This is a genomic window from Maribacter sp. MMG018 (genome assembly GCF_018100785.1).
In the GTDB taxonomy this organism is placed as follows: Bacteria; Bacteroidota; Bacteroidia; order Flavobacteriales; family Flavobacteriaceae; genus Maribacter.
In genome coordinates, this window is the sequence record NZ_JAGJEC010000008.1 from 1 (window position 1) to 15,893 (window position 15,893).

A 15,893-nucleotide genomic window follows, 5' to 3' on the forward strand; every position below is an offset into this window, starting at 1 on the left:
TGTATTTTGAAGGGTGGTGAATCGTTGAAAAACCGCCATTTCTCGTTGTCCGACATGTAACCGGACAAAGCGTAAAATTCACTCGATGAACGGTTCGGGCGTTAATTTCACTTTATCTATTATAAGTGTCTTTGAGCGGGTTTTATGATCCTATTTTTAACAGCAGATTAGGATCGGGACAATTCTTTTTATAAAAATCAAGCTTGCTAAGAGAACAAACACCCGGATAATCCCCATAATAGCCCTCTATATCCTTAATTATCTGAAAATGTAGATGTGGTGCATAATTCACATTAATATCAGGCGTACCCAAAGTGCCCAAAGTACTACCGGCGAAAAATTGTTTTCCTAAAGTGAGCCCTTCCAACGATTCTAGGCTCAAATGACCATAAAGAGTGTAAAATTCAACACCTCCCAAACAATGTTCTAAAATTATGGTAGGTCCATAATCTCCCTTATCCGGGTTGTTTTTAAAACTATGAAGTACGCCATCTAATGGGGTTATCACCTTTGTTCCCGCCTTGCACCAATAATCTATGCCCAGATGAACGTTTCGTGGTTCGTTGCCATGGCCATTAAAGCTTTGCTTATCTGCATATAGGTCTCTATTTTCTAAATACCCGCCATAGGCCACCTTACCATTGTTTTGCTCCAAGACGGCATCTATGTAGTCTTGACATTCTTTAGGTTGGGTAACATCCATCCCTTTTAAAACTTCATTATCATTAGATAGATCCAAAGGCACATATGCCGATAGGGGAATTGTAGTATCTAAAAGCTGTATGGGCTTCTCGGAAAAAGTTGTAAGTTGTTCTATAAGCAAATCCATAGTGCAAAAATAACACGGTATGTTCTTTACTTAACACTTTTTAACCTTTTACAGTGTAAGTACTTCGTAATTTACCTACCAACTCAGAAATAAAACAAAATGACACCTATTAGATTTATAATAATAAGTATGACACTATTGTTTGTCACCAGTTGCCAATCAAAAACCAAAAACAAGACCATTATTGCAGAAGAGGATGTTGTTGTAACGACCACCAAATCACAAGAAATAGAAAAGCCCACCCCCCAACAATTAAGCAACTATGAGACCGCTTATTTTGCCAGTGGTTGTTTCTGGTGCGTAGAAGCCATATTTGAAAGTGTTAAAGGAGTTAAAGAAGTAATTTCTGGCTATGCCGGTGGTAAAGAGGAAAACCCTACCTATGAAATGGTCGGTCGTGGTAAAACCACCCATGCCGAAGCTGTAGAGGTATATTACGACCCAAAGGTTATTTCCTTTACGGCTCTTGTACAAGTATTTTTTGGATCGCACGACCCTACGACGTTAAACCGCCAAGGACCAGATCAAGGTCCACAATACCGTTCGATCGCGTTTTATAAAAATGATAAGGAGAAGAAAATTATCGAAAGTTATATACAGGCCCTAAAGGATCAAAACGTCTATGGTGGCGCTACCATTACCACCGAGGTAACCCCTTTTACCAAATTCTACAAAGCCGAAGAGTACCATCAAGACTATGAGCGCAACAACCCTAATAATCCATATATAAAAAACGTATCTATTCCTAGATTGAACAGGTTTAAACAAAATTTTGGTGATTTTTTGAAAGAAGACCTCCATTAGGCCCTTCTGACCATCAATTGTATATAGAAATACGAGAACTGTTGGGGCGACACCTTTATAAGGTGTATAGCTATTTTCGACCAACAAACATAAATTTTAGTATCTTCAAGCGTCTTAAAAAGACGCTTTTTTGCTTTAGATTATAACCAAACCAAAACAACATGATTAAAAGATTTTTTGTTTTTTCCGGACTCTTTATGGGCTTGGCACTATTTACCAATTGTAAACAAGAACCAAAAGATGACACTCCCTGGGTATCTCTTTTTGATGGCAAAACCTTATCTGGATGGACACAGATAGGTGGAAAGGCGAACTATACCGTGAGAGACAATAGTATTGTTGGAAGTACGGTACACGATACCCCCAATTCTTTTATGGCCACCAATAAGATGTACGATGATTTTATACTTGAGCTGGATTATAAGGTAGATCCCAGTATGAATTCGGGCATACAGATCCGTAGTAATAGTTACCCACATTACATGAACGGAAGAACCCATGGCTACCAAATTGAGATAGATCCTTCTGAACGTGCTTGGAGTGCGGGCATTTATGATGAGGCCAGAAGAGGTTGGTTACATACAATGACAGAAAACAAACCTGCCCAAGAAGCCTTTAAACAAAATGATTGGAACCATTACAGGATCGAGGCCATCGGAGACACCATTAAAACATGGATAAACGATGTACCGGCCGCTTATTTAATAGACGACAAAACATCAAAAGGGTTCATCGCATTACAGGTTCATAGTATTGGTGCAGACCAAAAAGAAGGAACCGAAATTATTTGGAAAAACATTAAAATACTTACCGATAGTGTATCTAAATATGCAAGAAAAAGTCCCCTAACCCCTATTATTACTTCCAATGCCCTCGGGGTAGACGAAGCCAAAAACGGTTGGAAAATGCTATGGGACGGAAAAACCACCGACGGTTGGCGTGGTGCCAAATTAGATGAATTTCCATCATTTGGCTGGGAGATTAAAGATGGGGTCTTGACCGTACTATCTTCTGGAGGTGAAGAATCTGCTGCAGGTGGCGACATCGTTACAAAAGAACTTTACGGCGATTTTGAACTAAAGGTAGATTTTATGATTACCGAAGGTGCCAATAGCGGTATAAAATACTATGTAAATACCGACCTTAACAAAGGCGAGGGATCGTCCATAGGCTTAGAATATCAAATATTGGACGATGCTAGACATCCGGATGCCAAATTGGGAAGAAAGGAAGGCATTCGTACGGTTGCCTCCTTATACGACCTTATACAAGCAGACCCCAACAAACCTATGAATCCTCCGGGAGAATGGAACACAGCTTACATCAAATCGGTAGACAATCATGTAGAGCATTGGCTTAATGGCATGAAGGTACTGGAATACGAGCGTAATAGCGATGCGTACCTAAAACTGGTATCGGAAAGCAAATATGCAAAATGGCCAAATTTTGGAGCTGCAGAAAAAGGTCATATTTTATTACAGGAACACGGTGATCGCGTTTCTTTTAAAAACATTAAAATAAAACCAATCACCAAAGACTAAATTATGACCACAAGAAGAAATTTTATAAAGAAAACCTCAGCTGGTACGGCGGCGGTAACTTTGGGCGGCCTAGTAATGCCCTCAAGTTCCTACGCAAATATTTTAGGGGCCAACGACAAGATAAACTGTGCCGTAATAGGCGTAAGAAGCAGGGCCAAGGCCCATGTTAAGGCAATTAACGCAGATGCCAACGCTAAAATTCTTTATAGCTGTGATGTAGATGACCTAATATTAGAGGAACACAATACCTGGTGTAAAGAGAATATTGGCTATGTGCCCAAGGTCGAAAAAGATTTTAGAAAGGTATTGGAAGACAAAAAAGTGGATGCCGTATTTATAGCGACTCCCGAACATTGGCATGCGCCCATGGCCATTATGGCCTTACAGGCCGGCAAACATGTATATGTTGAAAAACCTTGCAGCCACAATCCGTACGAAAACGATCTTTTGGTAGCCGCACAAAAAAAATATGGACTAAAAGTGCAAATGGGTAACCAACAACGTTCTGCCCATACATCTATAATGGCAATAAAAGATATAAAAGAAGGTATTATCGGAAATGTCTTTAAAGGTGAGGCGTACTACTCTAACAATAGGGGATCTATTGGTATCGGTAAAGAGATCGAGGTTCCGAAAACTTTGGATTGGGAGCTGTGGCAGGGTCCTGCGATAAGAGAAAATTATAGAGATAATGTACACCCTTACAACTGGCATTGGTTTAAAAATTGGGGCACCGGTGAAATCCATAACAACGGTACGCACGAGATAGACATTTGCCGTTGGGCCCTAGGGGTAGACCTTCCCAATAGCGTTACATCATTTGGCGGAAAATACACCTTTAACGATGATTGGGAGTTTGTAGACAATCAGCAGGTGACCTATACATTCGACAACGATAAGTTTATCACTTGGACAGGACACAGTAGGGGTCTTATAAAACCTACCAGACCGGGCCGGGGAGTTACCATATACGGTAGCAAAGGCTCTATTATGCTTGATCGTAATTTTTACCAACTATACGATTTAGGGGGCAACCTGATCAAAGAGGAAAAAGAAGGCGGGGAAAGCCAGACCACGAATACCCGTGGAGAAGGCTCGCTTGACGTTAACCATATATCCAATTTTTTCAGTGCGATAAGAAAAGACGAGAGCTTACATTCCGACATAAAAGACGCTAGTATCTCTACCATGCTGTGCCATTTGGGCAATATGGCCCAAGACGCCGGTGAAACGCTAAAAATCGATAATACCACCGGAAAAGTACTGAACAATGAGAAAGTAATGAAAACTTGGAAAAGGGACTATACCGAAGGCTGGGAACCTAAACTCTAAATGCAACTATCTTAACAAGTAATCCGATAGAAAAATTATAGAGCCTGGCGATTGACAACCGCCAGGTTTGATCGGATCGGATATTCATGTGAATGTGTTGATCGTAAAGACCACCATAGACTGGGTCGACTTTGTTATTGTTTAGTAGCTTCCACAAAAAACAGAACCATATGACGACCATTTTAGTTCTGCCCAAACTACCTAAGCTGATCTTGTCATCCAAGAACTCGCCGTTAAAGTATATGAAGAATATTATAGGAACAAAAATAAGTTTAGCAGACACATTGCTATAATGACAAAAGTTTCGGAGGAGAAATTTAATAGGTTCGGTCTGTGCAAAAGAGGAGAAAAAGGAAAAGAAAGAAAAAAATCAGGGGAGGATGAATCAATGCCGATATTTTTGGCACATTGTTATTGTCAAAGTAATAGCTACTCTACAAAAATCTCGCTATAATCAGAGGTGATTACTATGGACGTATTGGTATTACCGTTTAAATGATTTCCTTTATATACCGTTGTATTGCCATTGGTCGTTTTATTTAATTTTAATGATTTTGGCAGGTTTATTTCAGAAGAATTTCCTTTAATATAAATCTTTGCCGCTGTTGTCGGAAGAGGAAATATTAACTCGGCATTTTTAAGGGAAACATCCATTTCTTCCATATCTACGGATATAGCATCTATATGTAACGATCCAAAATCGTTCTTAACAAAAGCGCTTTTTAAAAGTTTCTCGATCGTTACTTCAGAGGAATTTACCTGTAGCTGAATATTATCTACCTCGCTCAAGGCAATATCTTGTGAATAATTTGTCTTTAATTGTCCGTAGTTCCACTTTTGAATACTTACCGGTGAATATGAAACGGAAACATTTGTTTCATCACCTTCTATTGTAGACGCCCAAAGACTCGAATGCGACAAGGTCGCATTCAGGTTCTTGGTGTTTTCTGCCAATTTAACTTCTCCATGCCTCACGTTCATTTTAATTTTTGTCGACTTCGGCATCTTGATCTTTATCGTCTTTTTAATTTTGAACTTTTTATGTTCTTCCCCTGTCGAATAATAAAATATATTCGGAGCACTGCGTAAACTGTCTCTACGCATATGTATAAACTCTATATGCTCGTCTCTTTCTTTATGCAATTTGGCCAGCTTCTCTTCTCGTTCTTCTAATAACCGTTCCCTTCTTTTCTGACTTTCCTCCAATAGCTCCTCCCTTTTTTCCAATAGGGTCTCTCTTCTTTTTTCATACGCTTTTAATTGTTCCTCTTGAAGCGATTCTTCCATTCTCTTTGCCCACTCTTCAAGTTTTTTTTGGTGTTTCTTGTCAAAACTCTTCTCAAAGTTCTTTTGCCATTTTCTCATATACTTGTCACCATCTTTTTTATAGGCTTCATAATCAAACTTAAAAGCTTTTGTATCTGGTAAGGGAGGCATTTCCGCAATTTCGGGAAAAGGGGCAATTTCAGGTATTTCCACCACAAACGAAGTTATTTCGGGAATCTCGATATTGAAATCACTATAATTGAATTCTTGTGGACCGAACACCCCAAACCTATCAGTGCCAGAGGTAATCTCAATAGACTTGCTATTGCCCATTACCTTTACCGGTTGATTGTCAAAATAGGCTTCCGCCTCTTTCTTTGTAGCCCCTTCCAATTCTATAGTGGTAACTATCTCTACCGTGTTTTTGTTCCAGGTTTCAAATTCAATATCCGCATAACTGGTATTGATATTTAAAACTGCATCGTCGGCCACATTAAAACTTTCGGTAAACGTAGTACTTTCCTTTTGTCCCAAGGCGGACAACGATGTAGTTAATGCCCCTAATACAATGATGAATTGTTTAGATGCTGCTTTCAGTGATCTGTTCATTTTTTGATGATTTTAATTGATTCAACTTTCTCTTTAATTTCTGCAATAATTGCAAACGCAATTGTAAATTTTCTATCAATGCGGCTATGGTTTGATCATTGGGTCCTAATTCATATAGCTCTTTGTTTAAATTTTCGTATTCTTTATTCAGCTCCGATAATCTTTCCATAAAACTATCCACCAACTCCTTATTACTTTCCGAAACCTCTAGCTTAGAAAGTTCTATACCAATATTTGCGATATAATAGTTTTCAACTTTTTTTAGATCTGGTGACAAATCCCCAAAAGAAAATGTATCACTTTCATTATCTGAATCTGCCTTATCTACCACAATAGTTTCTATACTTTCCGTTTTGTTTATTTGCTGGTATGCAAAAAGACCTAGTCCGATCAACACAACAATAGAAGCCGCTATTTTCCACACCGTCCAAACAGACTTTTTACGTTTTGGCATAACAGAATCCAATTTTGCCATAAAACGTTCTTCATGACCCTGTTTAAGTTTAAATTTTTCCTTTTCCCGTTCTTTAGCGAACAATTCCCTAAGATCCTGTGCCATTTTTTTTCGCTTTTAATACTTTTTTTAACTGTGCCTTTCCTCGTAACAATCTGGTTCTACAGGCTGTTTCCGATATTTCCAATACTTGCGATATTTCTTTATGATCATACCCTTCAAACAAGAACATCATCACCACATACCTATACTTGCCCGATAAACTTTCTACCGCTTTTTTTATATCCTCTACGCCAATTTCATCATTTACCGTCCAATCGTCATTATCTACGGGCACCATATAACTCTCATCCAGGGCTATCGTATTTCCCTTTTTTGATTTTAAAAAATCAATACACTTGTTAACGACTATTCTTTTTAACCAAGCACCAAAGGTCACCTCTCCTTCGAACTGATGTATTTTTTGAAAAGCTTTAATGAAAGATTCTTGCAACACGTCTTCGGCATCGTTCGAATTTTTCAAAAAACGCATGGCCACACAATACATGCCATCACAATACTGCCTGTACAATTTTAATTGCGCAGATCGGTCATTGGCCTTGCATTTCTCTACAACATCAATATGAAACATTGATCGGTTCGGTGTTTGTTTTTGGTTGTTGTTAATTAAAGGACGAAAGAAAAAAACGGATGTTGCAAAAAACTGCTATTTTTATAAATCTTTTTAAAAATCACGTTTGAAACAAGTTACGATATCCAACGAGTTTATGACCCTTATGGTACTGGATTATGGTGCCATTATACAGAAATTACTGGTCAAGGGAAAAGATGGCAAGCATCATAACGTTGTCATTGGCTACAACCATCCAAGTAGATATAGATTGGATGACAATTGCTTGGGCGCCTGTGTTGGGCGTTATGCCGGGCGTATATCCAATGGAGGGTTTACTTTAGATCGAGAAAAATTTCTTCTCTATCAAGAAGACGGAGTTCATTTACATGGAGGAAAAGAAGGTTTTCACCAAAAATATTGGACTATTGAGGAAGTTTCATATTCCGATGACCCCTACGTAAAACTATCTTATAAAAGCAAGCATTTGGAAGAAGGGTATCCTGGCAACCTTACGGTGAACATTACCTATAAGTTGGTAAACAACGCCCTGCAGGTAATTCATGAAGCCGTAACGGACAGAAGTACGGTGGTAAACCTTACCAATCATTCTTATTTTAAACTGGATGACGAACCTTATATCGATGATAATAGGTTACAGTTAAATTGCCCGTATATGTTGGAGATGCAAGAAAATTTGCTTCCTACGGGGAACATACTTCCCGTTACAAAAACCAACTACGATTTTCTACTTCCGAAAAAAATCGGCGTACAGCGCTTTAACACACCTTTCGTTAAAGATTTGGGCAATGAGAAAGTGGCCGAACTAAGTTCCGACAAGTCGGGTATCTCTATGAAGGTATATACCAATCAGCCTGCGTTGATCGTCTATACCCCCGAAGATTTTTCAGCTATCTGTTTCGAGACACAAAACTATCCGGACGCTCCTAATCAAGAACATTTTCCCAGTGCGGTTTTAAGGCCGGGAGAAACTTATAACAATATATCCATTTTCAAATTTGACTTGATCATTTAGAAAATTATCATTCTAAAACAATAAAAAATAACCGCTCATGAAATTGTTAAAGAGATTACTGATTGGCCTTCTGGTTTTAGGGGTTTTATTTTATTGGGTGGGCATGCCTTTAATGAGAAAACAGACCAAAAAGCACAGTCCTGAAAAAACCGCCACCTATAACTTAGAAGGGGCCGAACTTTTGGTCAATTACTCTAGCCCCTCTAAAAAAGGTCGTGTAATATTCGGTGATCTGGTGCCCTATAACAAAGTTTGGCGTACCGGTGCCAATGAGCCCACTACATTTACCGTTTCAAAAGATATTAAGATCATAGACAAACCTTTGCCCGCCGGCACGTACTCTTTATGGACCATCCCCAATAAAGATGCATGGAAGGTAATCTTCAATAAAGAAATTCCCGATTGGGGTGTAAGTATTTTAAGTGGTGGCACAAAAACCACCAGAAATGCCAGTGAAGATGTTCTACAGGTAGAGGTACCTGCACGCGATACGACACAACCTATCGAAAATTTCACCATCGATTTTATTGAAGAAGGCAAGCAATTGTATCTGAGCCTTTCTTGGGACAATAAAATAGCCAACGTTCCCATCAATAAATAAAGTAGAGCCGTAACCAGTAAAAACAATAGCTACAATAATATGGGTTCATCCGATTTTACAGACAAGTTGGTCGCAGGCATATTGGCAAATGATACCACTGCCCTTGGAAAGGCCATAACACTTGTTGAAAGCACAAAACATGAACACCAAAAGATAGCTGCCCAGATTATAGAAGCCTGCCTTATTCAAAAGACCGATACCATACGTATAGGTATTACCGGGGTACCCGGCGTAGGCAAAAGCACCTTTATAGAGAACTTCGGGAAAATGCTTACCTCATTGGACAAAAAAGTAGCAGTACTCACTATAGACCCGACCAGTAGTCTTAGTAAAGGAAGTATTTTGGGCGACAAGACCCGTATGCAAGAACTGGTAAAGGACCCTAATGCTTTTATAAGACCTTCCCCGGCAGGAGATTCGCTGGGAGGTGTAGCAAAAAAGACTCGGGAAAGCATTGTTATTCTTGAGGCAGCGGGTTACAACGTAATTATCGTTGAAACCGTTGGCGTGGGCCAAAGTGAAACTGCGGTAAGCAATATGGTCGATTTCTTTTTACTTTTAAAATTGGCCGGTGCCGGTGATGAGCTACAAGGAATAAAAAGGGGCATTATGGAAATGGCGGATGCCGTTGCCATTAACAAGGCGGACGGAGAAAATATGAAACAGGTGAAATTGGCAGAAAGCGAACTTAAGAGGGCCCTACACCTATTTCCTGCTAAAGAAAATGGATGGGCGACAGAAGTGACCAGCTGTTCTGCCCTAAAAAATATTGGTCTGGACACCATATGGTCCATCATTCAAAAATTCGTGAACCAAACCAAAGCCTCCGGACATTTTGCGGCCAGTAGAAAACAACAAAACAAAAGCTGGTTAATACAACATATAGACCATCATCTTAAAACGGATTTTTATCAAAACCCAAAGATAAAGCCCCTACTTATAGAGATAGAGGAAAAAGTTGTAAACGGACACCTCTCCCCTTTTAAAGCGGCTGAGGAGTTACTTGAAATATATCGAAATGGTTAACCTGTAAATCCTTTCCGTCATTTTAAGGATAAAAACATAACTTTGCCCTTTAATCCAAAACCGACTTGATGGATATTGTCACCCATTCGCTACTTTCAATAGTAGTTCCACTTTACAACGAAGAAGAAAATGTAGCCCTTTTGACCCAAAAAATACATGAAAGCCTTATTGGGTATGATTATCAGATAATATATATCGATGATTTTTCTACCGATAAAACCAAACAGGTTGTAAAGGCCATGAACGATGACAAGGTTCACCTAATCGAACTAAAAAAGAACTACGGTCAAAGTTTGGCTTTGGCAGCGGGTATAGATTATGCGGAGGGAGAATACATTATTACAATGGACGGTGACCTGCAGAACGACCCAAGCGATATACCGCAAATGTTATCATATGCGGTTAATGACGAATATGACCTTGTTACCGGAATCCGTCAAAAGCGTAAAGACTCGTTGGTTAAAAAAATACCCTCAAAAATTGCCAATTATCTGGTAAGAAGGGTCACTAAACTAGATATAAAAGATAATGGTTGCGCATTAAAAGTTTTCACAAAAGACATCGCCAAAGACTTAAACCTTTATGGCGAGATGCACCGCTTTATTACCCTACTGGCCCATTTAGAAGGGGCCCAGATAAAACAAGTACCGGTAAAACACCATGCCAGGCATGCCGGTGTTTCTAAATACGGGTTGGAACGTGTATTTAAAGTAGTAGCGGACATGATGTTATTATTGTTCATACGCAAGTACTTTCAACGTCCCATACACCTGTTCGGAATATTCGGTTTTCTATTGATTCTATTAGGGGTGTTTATCAATATCTATTTATTGATCGTAAAACTTGGGTTGGGCCAAGACATCGGCACCCGCCCCTTGTTAATGTTCGGAATGATGTTCATATTAGGAGGAATACAGTTGTTTACCATTGGTATTGTAATGGAATTATTAATAAGAACCTATTATGAGTCTCAACAGAAAAGACCTTATCGCATTAAAAAAGTGACCATCGGTGGCAAATAGGCGCAAGACTTTTACTACTGCCCTAAAAATTGTCATAAGCGTTTTGCTTATCTATTTTATATGGACAAAGATCGATATTCAAGAAATAGGCAAGACATTACAAAAAAGCAATATATGGTACCTTATATTAGCTTTGGTGTTTTTTGTTATCTCAAAGATTATTTCTGCCGTAAGGCTTAACGGATATCTTCATAAACTTAACGTTTGGCTTACCCAAAAAAGCAACCTAAAATTATATTATTTGGGAATGTTCTATAATCTTTTTCTTCCTGGGGGCATTGGCGGCGATGCCTACAAAGGGTACCTCATCAAAAAAAACTTTGATGTACCCACAAAAAGGGTCGTCAGTGTACTTGTACTAGACCGGTTAAGTGGTCTTTTACTTTTGTTCATCTATGCCTGTTCTTTGATCATACTGCTCACCAACCCCAAACTGGAAGCCTATCGTTTTTTGTTCGCATTGGGAATTCCGTTTTCGATATCGGTTTTTTATATACTGAACAGATACTTTTTCGGTTATGTGCTATCCGTATTTTGGAAGTCGTTAGGATATTCTTCTTTAGTGCAACTGGCACAACTTATCTGCGTATGGTTTATAATGGAGGCCTTGAACATTCAAATGGACAATATCGCCTATATGGTCATATTTCTGATCTCGTCTATCGTATCTGTATTGCCATTGACCATAGGAGGCGTAGGAAGCCGAGAGGTTACCTTTTTCTATGGTGCCGCCTTTCTAAATCTTGATGAAAATACCGCTGTTGGCATCAGCGTTGTTTTTTTTCTAATTACCGCTGTCGTCTCCCTTATAGGAATCCAATATCATTTTAAAAAGATACCCTTAGAAGTATCACATAAAGAAGAACGACCTTAATATACGTGTACCAAATACCTCTTGTTGATAACGCGGTTTCGGGTATTCGGATTCAAGAACTTTCCTTGTAAACGGGTAATTCTAAATTGGTTTACAATATACTCCTTATCCCAATCCAACCCTGAAGTTCTCAATTGCTCTAACTCGTTCTCGGTGGCATATACCCAAATATTTTTTCTATTCTTTACCTCCTCTACTGTGCTGATCTTAACAGGGGCCTGATTGTAAAAATCCAAAGACCAAGTATAATCGGTTCCTATCTTATAAATATTTTCTACGGATATATTGTTTTCCTTAACAAGCTTGGCCATATTAGAACCTCCTTGATACTGCAAAAGGTTTGGATAGAAATGAAGGTTTAAAACCGCATTCAAAAGCAGAGAGGCACATACAGAAATAGTAATCAACCTTTTATTCTTATCCTCAGATTTTACGGTGTAATATGCCGTAATGGTTGCAAAAGCCATCAACAAAACATAAACATACACCTGAGTAATCTTAAATACAAAAAAACAGATCAGAACCGAGGCAATGAACACAATACCCAAAACAAAGCATTGTGCCCTCAATAGTATCTTTGTCGCCTTCTTTTTGTCAGATGCATAAAGGTCGTACACGAACGAAGCCGTAAGTACAGAGAATAAAGGAATGGTAACATTTAAATAATGCGGCAGTTTAAACTGCGCAAAACTGATAAGAATAAACACCAAGGTAATACCCCCAAGTGTCAAAAATTCGTATGTAGGATTATAGGCAAACTTACTTTTTACAAAAGCCTTTGCCTTGAACCAAAAAGCGGTCAACGCCAAAATGGTCCATGGAAGAAAGACCCATAAAAATGTGTGGAAAAAGAAAAAATAGTCACTACTGTTCTTTCCAATACCCTCACCACTTAAACGCTCAAAACTCTGTTCCCAAAAAATAAAAAAGATACCACTGCGGTTAGACTTACCACGAATTATTTTTTCTGGATGTAGATCAAACTGTAGATAATAGGCATACAGCATAGGTGCTATGGTCAAACCAAAGACTACCAAGGCCAATACAACCTTCCAACTTAAAAACCGTTTCCATTTTCTAGCATAGGCGATATGACACAATAAAGGCAGCCCAATAACCAAAAGTGCTATTTGCCCTTTTGTAGAAAAGGCCATTCCGGCCCCAAAGGCCCCCAAAAGTATGGCACTTAATTTTTCTTCTTCTACATATTTGGCCAATTGCCAAATAGAAAAAATGGTAAATCCGGTGAGAACCGCATCTGTACGAACATCAATAGCACCCAGAACAATGGTCTGGGCCGTCATAAAAATCAATGCGGCCAGTTTACCGGTATTCTTGTTATAAAGAAGTTTACCCAGCCCGAAACAGCTGTAAGCCCCTAAAAGAGTTGCCAATATCCCCGGTATACGGTAAGCCCAATCATGAATACCAAATATTTTATACGATAGGGCGGCCAACCAATAATGCATATGGGGTTTGTCTAAATACTCATTAGGTCCCTTAAAAAGATTAATAAAATCATTTTCTTGAACCATTCTCATGGCCATCACTGCAAACTGTGCAGAATCGTTTTCAAACAGCGTCACAAAAGAACCCGCGATATACACCAATACCACGAGAGACACTAAAAACCAATACCTTAAGTTGAATATCATAGGGGAAATTTCGGAAGTACAAATATATACAACTTTGCAAATACCCACCCAAACAATGTTCCTATGAGCAAACCTGTAAGCACATCTAAAGGAAAATGTACTCCTATATAAATTCTGCTATATGCCACCAAAGAGGCCCAAAGCAGAAGAAATACACCTATGTATCTTAATTGGGACCTTAAGATGATACCAAAAAAGGTTGCCAAGGCAAAGGCATTTGAGGCATGGGCCGAAAAATAGCCGTACTTACCGCCACAATAACTTTTGACCAAACGCATTACATTCATGGTATCGGGATCATGACATGGTCTTAACCTAGCTACACCATACTTGAAAAAATTGCTTAGCTGATCGGAAACGGTAATCATTAAAGCCACCGAAACCACTAATAAAAAGGTTCTTTTTAGCCCTAATTTTTGATACGAGAGTATCAATAAAAAAAGATAAAGGGGAATGGCACTATACTTACTGGATATATATTGCCATAAGTTGTCCCAAGCGGGACTGCCCAATCCGTTCAAATAGATAAAAACCTGTTTGTCTATATGTACTAATTCCTCAAGCATATACTATTCTTCATACCTGGACACCTCCCTATCATAGAAAGCTGTTGCCGCCTCAATAAGATTTTCCGCTTCGGTCTCTAGCTCTTTCTCGTCTTCCTTTGAAAATTCTTCTAACCATTCCACTTCATCATTTTCCAGATTAATGACAAAACGAGGATAATCTGTGTGGACAATAAATATGGCATTCGGATAATCTGTATTGTCTCCTAATAAAAATTTGGGTAGCTCCATTGATAATGTTTTTATATAAGACCCCTTCTTTAATTACAGATGGGACACTTTAATTTTGTATTAATTTTTTGGTTAAATAATTAAATCGAAGATACAACATAATGGCCGATGACGTAAGCCCGGTGAGCAGTCCTACCCATATTCCCATACTCTCTAACCCTGTATGCAGGCCTAAGAAATAAGACGTAGGAAAACCTATTAACCAGTATGCTACAAATGTAATAAAGGTGGGCACTTTAACATCTTGCAATCCCCTGAGCGCCCCCAGTACAACAACTTGAACTCCATCCGAAATCTGAAAAAATGCGGCTACCAACAATAATTGGGCGGCCATGGCTATTACCTTTGTGTTATCTACAAAATTCACGGCATCGTCAAGATCTAAATATAAGGTCGGAAACCAGTTTCTCCCCACAAGAAAAAGAACGGCAAAAACTATTTCCAACAAAAAGGTGAGAAAAAAGATAGACTGTGCTATTCTACGTAATTCGGTAAAATTTCGTAGTCCTTTTTGATTGCCGACCCTGATCATTGCAGCAACCCCCAACCCCATTCCGAACATGAACGTCATACTACTAAGGTTCAAGGCAATTTGATTGGCCGCTTGAGGATTTTTACCCAATACACCACTTAACCATACGGCAGCCGTAAAAATAGCCACCTCAAAAAACATTTGCAATGCAGAAGGAAACCCCAATGAGATGATTTTTTTCATCACTCTTTTCTCAATATTCCCGAAATTGAAACCCGTCACATAATCATGAAACTTTTTCTTGCCTTTAAGTAGCATCCATATATAAAGTACCATAACCAATCTCGACACCAAGGTTCCTATGGCTGCCCCCACTATACCTAGTTTCGGAAAACCAAAAGCACCAAAAATCAACAAATAGTTTATAGTAATGTTCACCACATTTGCCAAAATAGTGGCATACATGGGGTATCTTGTCTGCGACAACCCTTCGGAGAACTGTTTAAAGGCCTGAAAAACGATCATCGGCACCAACGAAAAGGCCACCAGATCAAGATAGGGCATGGCCAAGGTAACCACTTCTTCCGGCTGTTTCATAAAATACATTAGAGGCTTGGCCCCCAAAATCAACAAGAACAACGAAAGACCTAAAATAGCACAAAGTACCAAACCATGTTTCAGCGCACTTTTGGCATCGGACTTATTACCCGCACCATCTGCCTCTGCCACCAAGGGTGTAATAGCCGTCGAAAACCCTATGCCCAATGACATGGCTATGAACACAAAACTATTGCCCAGAGATACGGCCGCTAGTTCTGCCGTGCCCAACTGACCCACCATTATGTTATCGGCAAACTGTACAAAGGTGTGCCCAAGCATTCCTAAAATTACGGGAACAGAGAGCTTTATATTGTAACCAAACTCTTTTGTATAATTCTTAAACAATTGACTAAAAATTTAAAGGG

At 39.0% G+C, this 15,893-nt stretch carries 16 protein-coding genes; 8 read left to right on the forward strand and 8 right to left on the reverse strand.

Annotated features, from left to right (window positions below; genetic code table 11):
* Positions 1–142: 142 nt before the first annotated feature.
* The gene (locus J8L85_RS17595; protein ID WP_211019490.1) at positions 143–829 is read right to left on the reverse strand and encodes a peptidoglycan DD-metalloendopeptidase family protein; all 687 of its coding nucleotides are present in this window, start codon (positions 827–829) and stop codon (positions 143–145) included.
* Positions 830–958: 129 nt separating this feature from the next.
* Here J8L85_RS17595 and msrA point away from each other — a divergent pair, with 129 nt between their 5' ends.
* The 3 genes from msrA to J8L85_RS17610 all read left to right on the forward strand — a co-directional run bounded on the left by msrA (position 959) and on the right by J8L85_RS17610 (position 4,506).
* Complete coding sequence (gene msrA / locus J8L85_RS17600; protein ID WP_348771779.1) at positions 959–1,633, forward strand: peptide-methionine (S)-S-oxide reductase MsrA; 675 nt, start codon at positions 959–961, stop codon at positions 1,631–1,633.
* Positions 1,634–1,794: 161 nt separating this feature from the next.
* Positions 1,795–3,174 (forward strand): DUF1080 domain-containing protein, encoded by a 1,380-nt coding sequence (locus J8L85_RS17605; protein ID WP_211019492.1) that lies wholly within the window; start codon positions 1,795–1,797, stop codon positions 3,172–3,174.
* Between the two features lie 3 nt (positions 3,175–3,177).
* Positions 3,178–4,506, forward strand: coding sequence for a Gfo/Idh/MocA family oxidoreductase (locus tag J8L85_RS17610; RefSeq protein WP_211019493.1), 1,329 nt, complete (start codon positions 3,178–3,180; stop codon positions 4,504–4,506).
* Between the two features lie 429 nt (positions 4,507–4,935).
* On the opposite strand, the gene J8L85_RS17615 is transcribed toward J8L85_RS17610, so the two are convergent.
* The 3 genes from J8L85_RS17615 to J8L85_RS17625 are packed head-to-tail and all read right to left on the reverse strand — an operon-like array spanning position 4,936 to position 7,466.
* Positions 4,936–6,381 carry a hypothetical protein gene (locus J8L85_RS17615; protein ID WP_211019494.1) on the reverse strand — a complete coding sequence of 482 codons (1,446 nt, stop codon included), beginning with the start codon at positions 6,379–6,381 and terminating at the stop codon, positions 4,936–4,938.
* On the reverse strand, positions 6,353–6,940 hold the full coding sequence (locus tag J8L85_RS17620) for a hypothetical protein (protein WP_211019495.1): 588 nt from the start codon (positions 6,938–6,940) through the stop codon (positions 6,353–6,355). The genes J8L85_RS17615 and J8L85_RS17620 overlap by 29 nt, the downstream gene beginning before the upstream one ends.
* Positions 6,924–7,466, reverse strand: coding sequence for an RNA polymerase sigma factor (locus J8L85_RS17625; protein ID WP_211019496.1), 543 nt, complete (start codon positions 7,464–7,466; stop codon positions 6,924–6,926). The genes J8L85_RS17620 and J8L85_RS17625 overlap by 17 nt, the downstream gene beginning before the upstream one ends.
* A gap of 106 nt (positions 7,467–7,572) precedes the next feature.
* Here J8L85_RS17625 and J8L85_RS17630 point away from each other — a divergent pair, with 106 nt between their 5' ends.
* The 5 genes from J8L85_RS17630 to J8L85_RS17650 all read left to right on the forward strand — a co-directional run bounded on the left by J8L85_RS17630 (position 7,573) and on the right by J8L85_RS17650 (position 12,004).
* On the forward strand, positions 7,573–8,481 hold the full coding sequence (locus J8L85_RS17630; protein WP_211019497.1) for an aldose epimerase family protein: 909 nt from the start codon (positions 7,573–7,575) through the stop codon (positions 8,479–8,481).
* 37 nt (positions 8,482–8,518) lie between these two features.
* Positions 8,519–9,082: a DUF2911 domain-containing protein gene (locus J8L85_RS17635; RefSeq protein WP_211019498.1), complete on the forward strand. Its 564-nt coding sequence runs from the start codon at positions 8,519–8,521 to the stop codon at positions 9,080–9,082.
* A 39-nt stretch (positions 9,083–9,121) separates the two neighbouring features.
* On the forward strand, positions 9,122–10,108 hold the full coding sequence (gene meaB, locus J8L85_RS17640; RefSeq protein WP_211019499.1) for a methylmalonyl Co-A mutase-associated GTPase MeaB: 987 nt from the start codon (positions 9,122–9,124) through the stop codon (positions 10,106–10,108).
* Between the two features lie 68 nt (positions 10,109–10,176).
* Positions 10,177–11,130, forward strand: a complete 954-nt coding sequence (locus J8L85_RS17645) for a glycosyltransferase family 2 protein (protein ID WP_211019500.1) — start codon at positions 10,177–10,179, stop codon at positions 11,128–11,130.
* A complete protein-coding gene (locus tag J8L85_RS17650) occupies positions 11,120–12,004 on the forward strand; it encodes a lysylphosphatidylglycerol synthase transmembrane domain-containing protein (RefSeq protein ID WP_211019501.1) in 885 nt (294 codons plus the stop codon). The genes J8L85_RS17645 and J8L85_RS17650 overlap by 11 nt, the downstream gene beginning before the upstream one ends.
* Here J8L85_RS17650 and J8L85_RS17655 read toward each other — a convergent pair.
* From J8L85_RS17655 to J8L85_RS17670, 4 genes are read right to left on the reverse strand one after another with little or no spacing between them, the layout of a single operon-like run.
* Entirely contained in the window at positions 12,001–13,659 is a 1,659-nt protein-coding gene (locus J8L85_RS17655; protein WP_211019502.1) for a glycosyltransferase family 39 protein, read from the reverse strand. The genes J8L85_RS17650 and J8L85_RS17655 overlap by 4 nt on opposite strands.
* Positions 13,656–14,225 carry a phosphatase PAP2 family protein gene (locus J8L85_RS17660; protein WP_211019503.1) on the reverse strand — a complete coding sequence of 190 codons (570 nt, stop codon included), beginning with the start codon at positions 14,223–14,225 and terminating at the stop codon, positions 13,656–13,658. The genes J8L85_RS17655 and J8L85_RS17660 overlap by 4 nt, the downstream gene beginning before the upstream one ends.
* Before the next feature lie 3 nt (positions 14,226–14,228).
* A complete protein-coding gene (locus J8L85_RS17665) occupies positions 14,229–14,456 on the reverse strand; it encodes a hypothetical protein (protein WP_047245969.1) in 228 nt (75 codons plus the stop codon).
* A 49-nt stretch (positions 14,457–14,505) separates the two neighbouring features.
* On the reverse strand, positions 14,506–15,873 hold the full coding sequence (locus J8L85_RS17670; protein WP_211019504.1) for an MATE family efflux transporter: 1,368 nt from the start codon (positions 15,871–15,873) through the stop codon (positions 14,506–14,508).
* Between the last annotated feature and the right edge of the window lie 20 nt (positions 15,874–15,893).

Excerpts from the sequence above, each read along its gene's own strand:
- J8L85_RS17595 (WP_211019490.1), bottom strand. The coding sequence starts at position 829 with ATGGATTTGCTTATAGAACAACTTACAACTTTTTCCGAGAAGCCCATA.
- msrA (WP_348771779.1), top strand. The coding sequence starts at position 959 with ATGACACTATTGTTTGTCACCAGTTGCCAATCAAAAACCAAAAACAAG.
- J8L85_RS17605 (WP_211019492.1), top strand. The coding sequence starts at position 1,795 with ATGATTAAAAGATTTTTTGTTTTTTCCGGACTCTTTATGGGCTTGGCA.
- J8L85_RS17610 (WP_211019493.1), top strand. The coding sequence starts at position 3,178 with ATGACCACAAGAAGAAATTTTATAAAGAAAACCTCAGCTGGTACGGCG.
- J8L85_RS17615 (WP_211019494.1), bottom strand. The coding sequence starts at position 6,381 with ATGAACAGATCACTGAAAGCAGCATCTAAACAATTCATCATTGTATTA.
- J8L85_RS17620 (WP_211019495.1), bottom strand. The coding sequence starts at position 6,940 with ATGGCACAGGATCTTAGGGAATTGTTCGCTAAAGAACGGGAAAAGGAA.
- J8L85_RS17625 (WP_211019496.1), bottom strand. The coding sequence starts at position 7,466 with ATGTTTCATATTGATGTTGTAGAGAAATGCAAGGCCAATGACCGATCT.
- J8L85_RS17635 (WP_211019498.1), top strand. The coding sequence starts at position 8,519 with ATGAAATTGTTAAAGAGATTACTGATTGGCCTTCTGGTTTTAGGGGTT.
- meaB (WP_211019499.1), top strand. The coding sequence starts at position 9,122 with ATGGGTTCATCCGATTTTACAGACAAGTTGGTCGCAGGCATATTGGCA.
- J8L85_RS17645 (WP_211019500.1), top strand. The coding sequence starts at position 10,177 with ATGGATATTGTCACCCATTCGCTACTTTCAATAGTAGTTCCACTTTAC.
- J8L85_RS17655 (WP_211019502.1), bottom strand. The coding sequence starts at position 13,659 with ATGATATTCAACTTAAGGTATTGGTTTTTAGTGTCTCTCGTGGTATTG.
- J8L85_RS17660 (WP_211019503.1), bottom strand. The coding sequence starts at position 14,225 with ATGCTTGAGGAATTAGTACATATAGACAAACAGGTTTTTATCTATTTG.
- J8L85_RS17665 (WP_047245969.1), bottom strand. The coding sequence starts at position 14,456 with ATGGAGCTACCCAAATTTTTATTAGGAGACAATACAGATTATCCGAAT.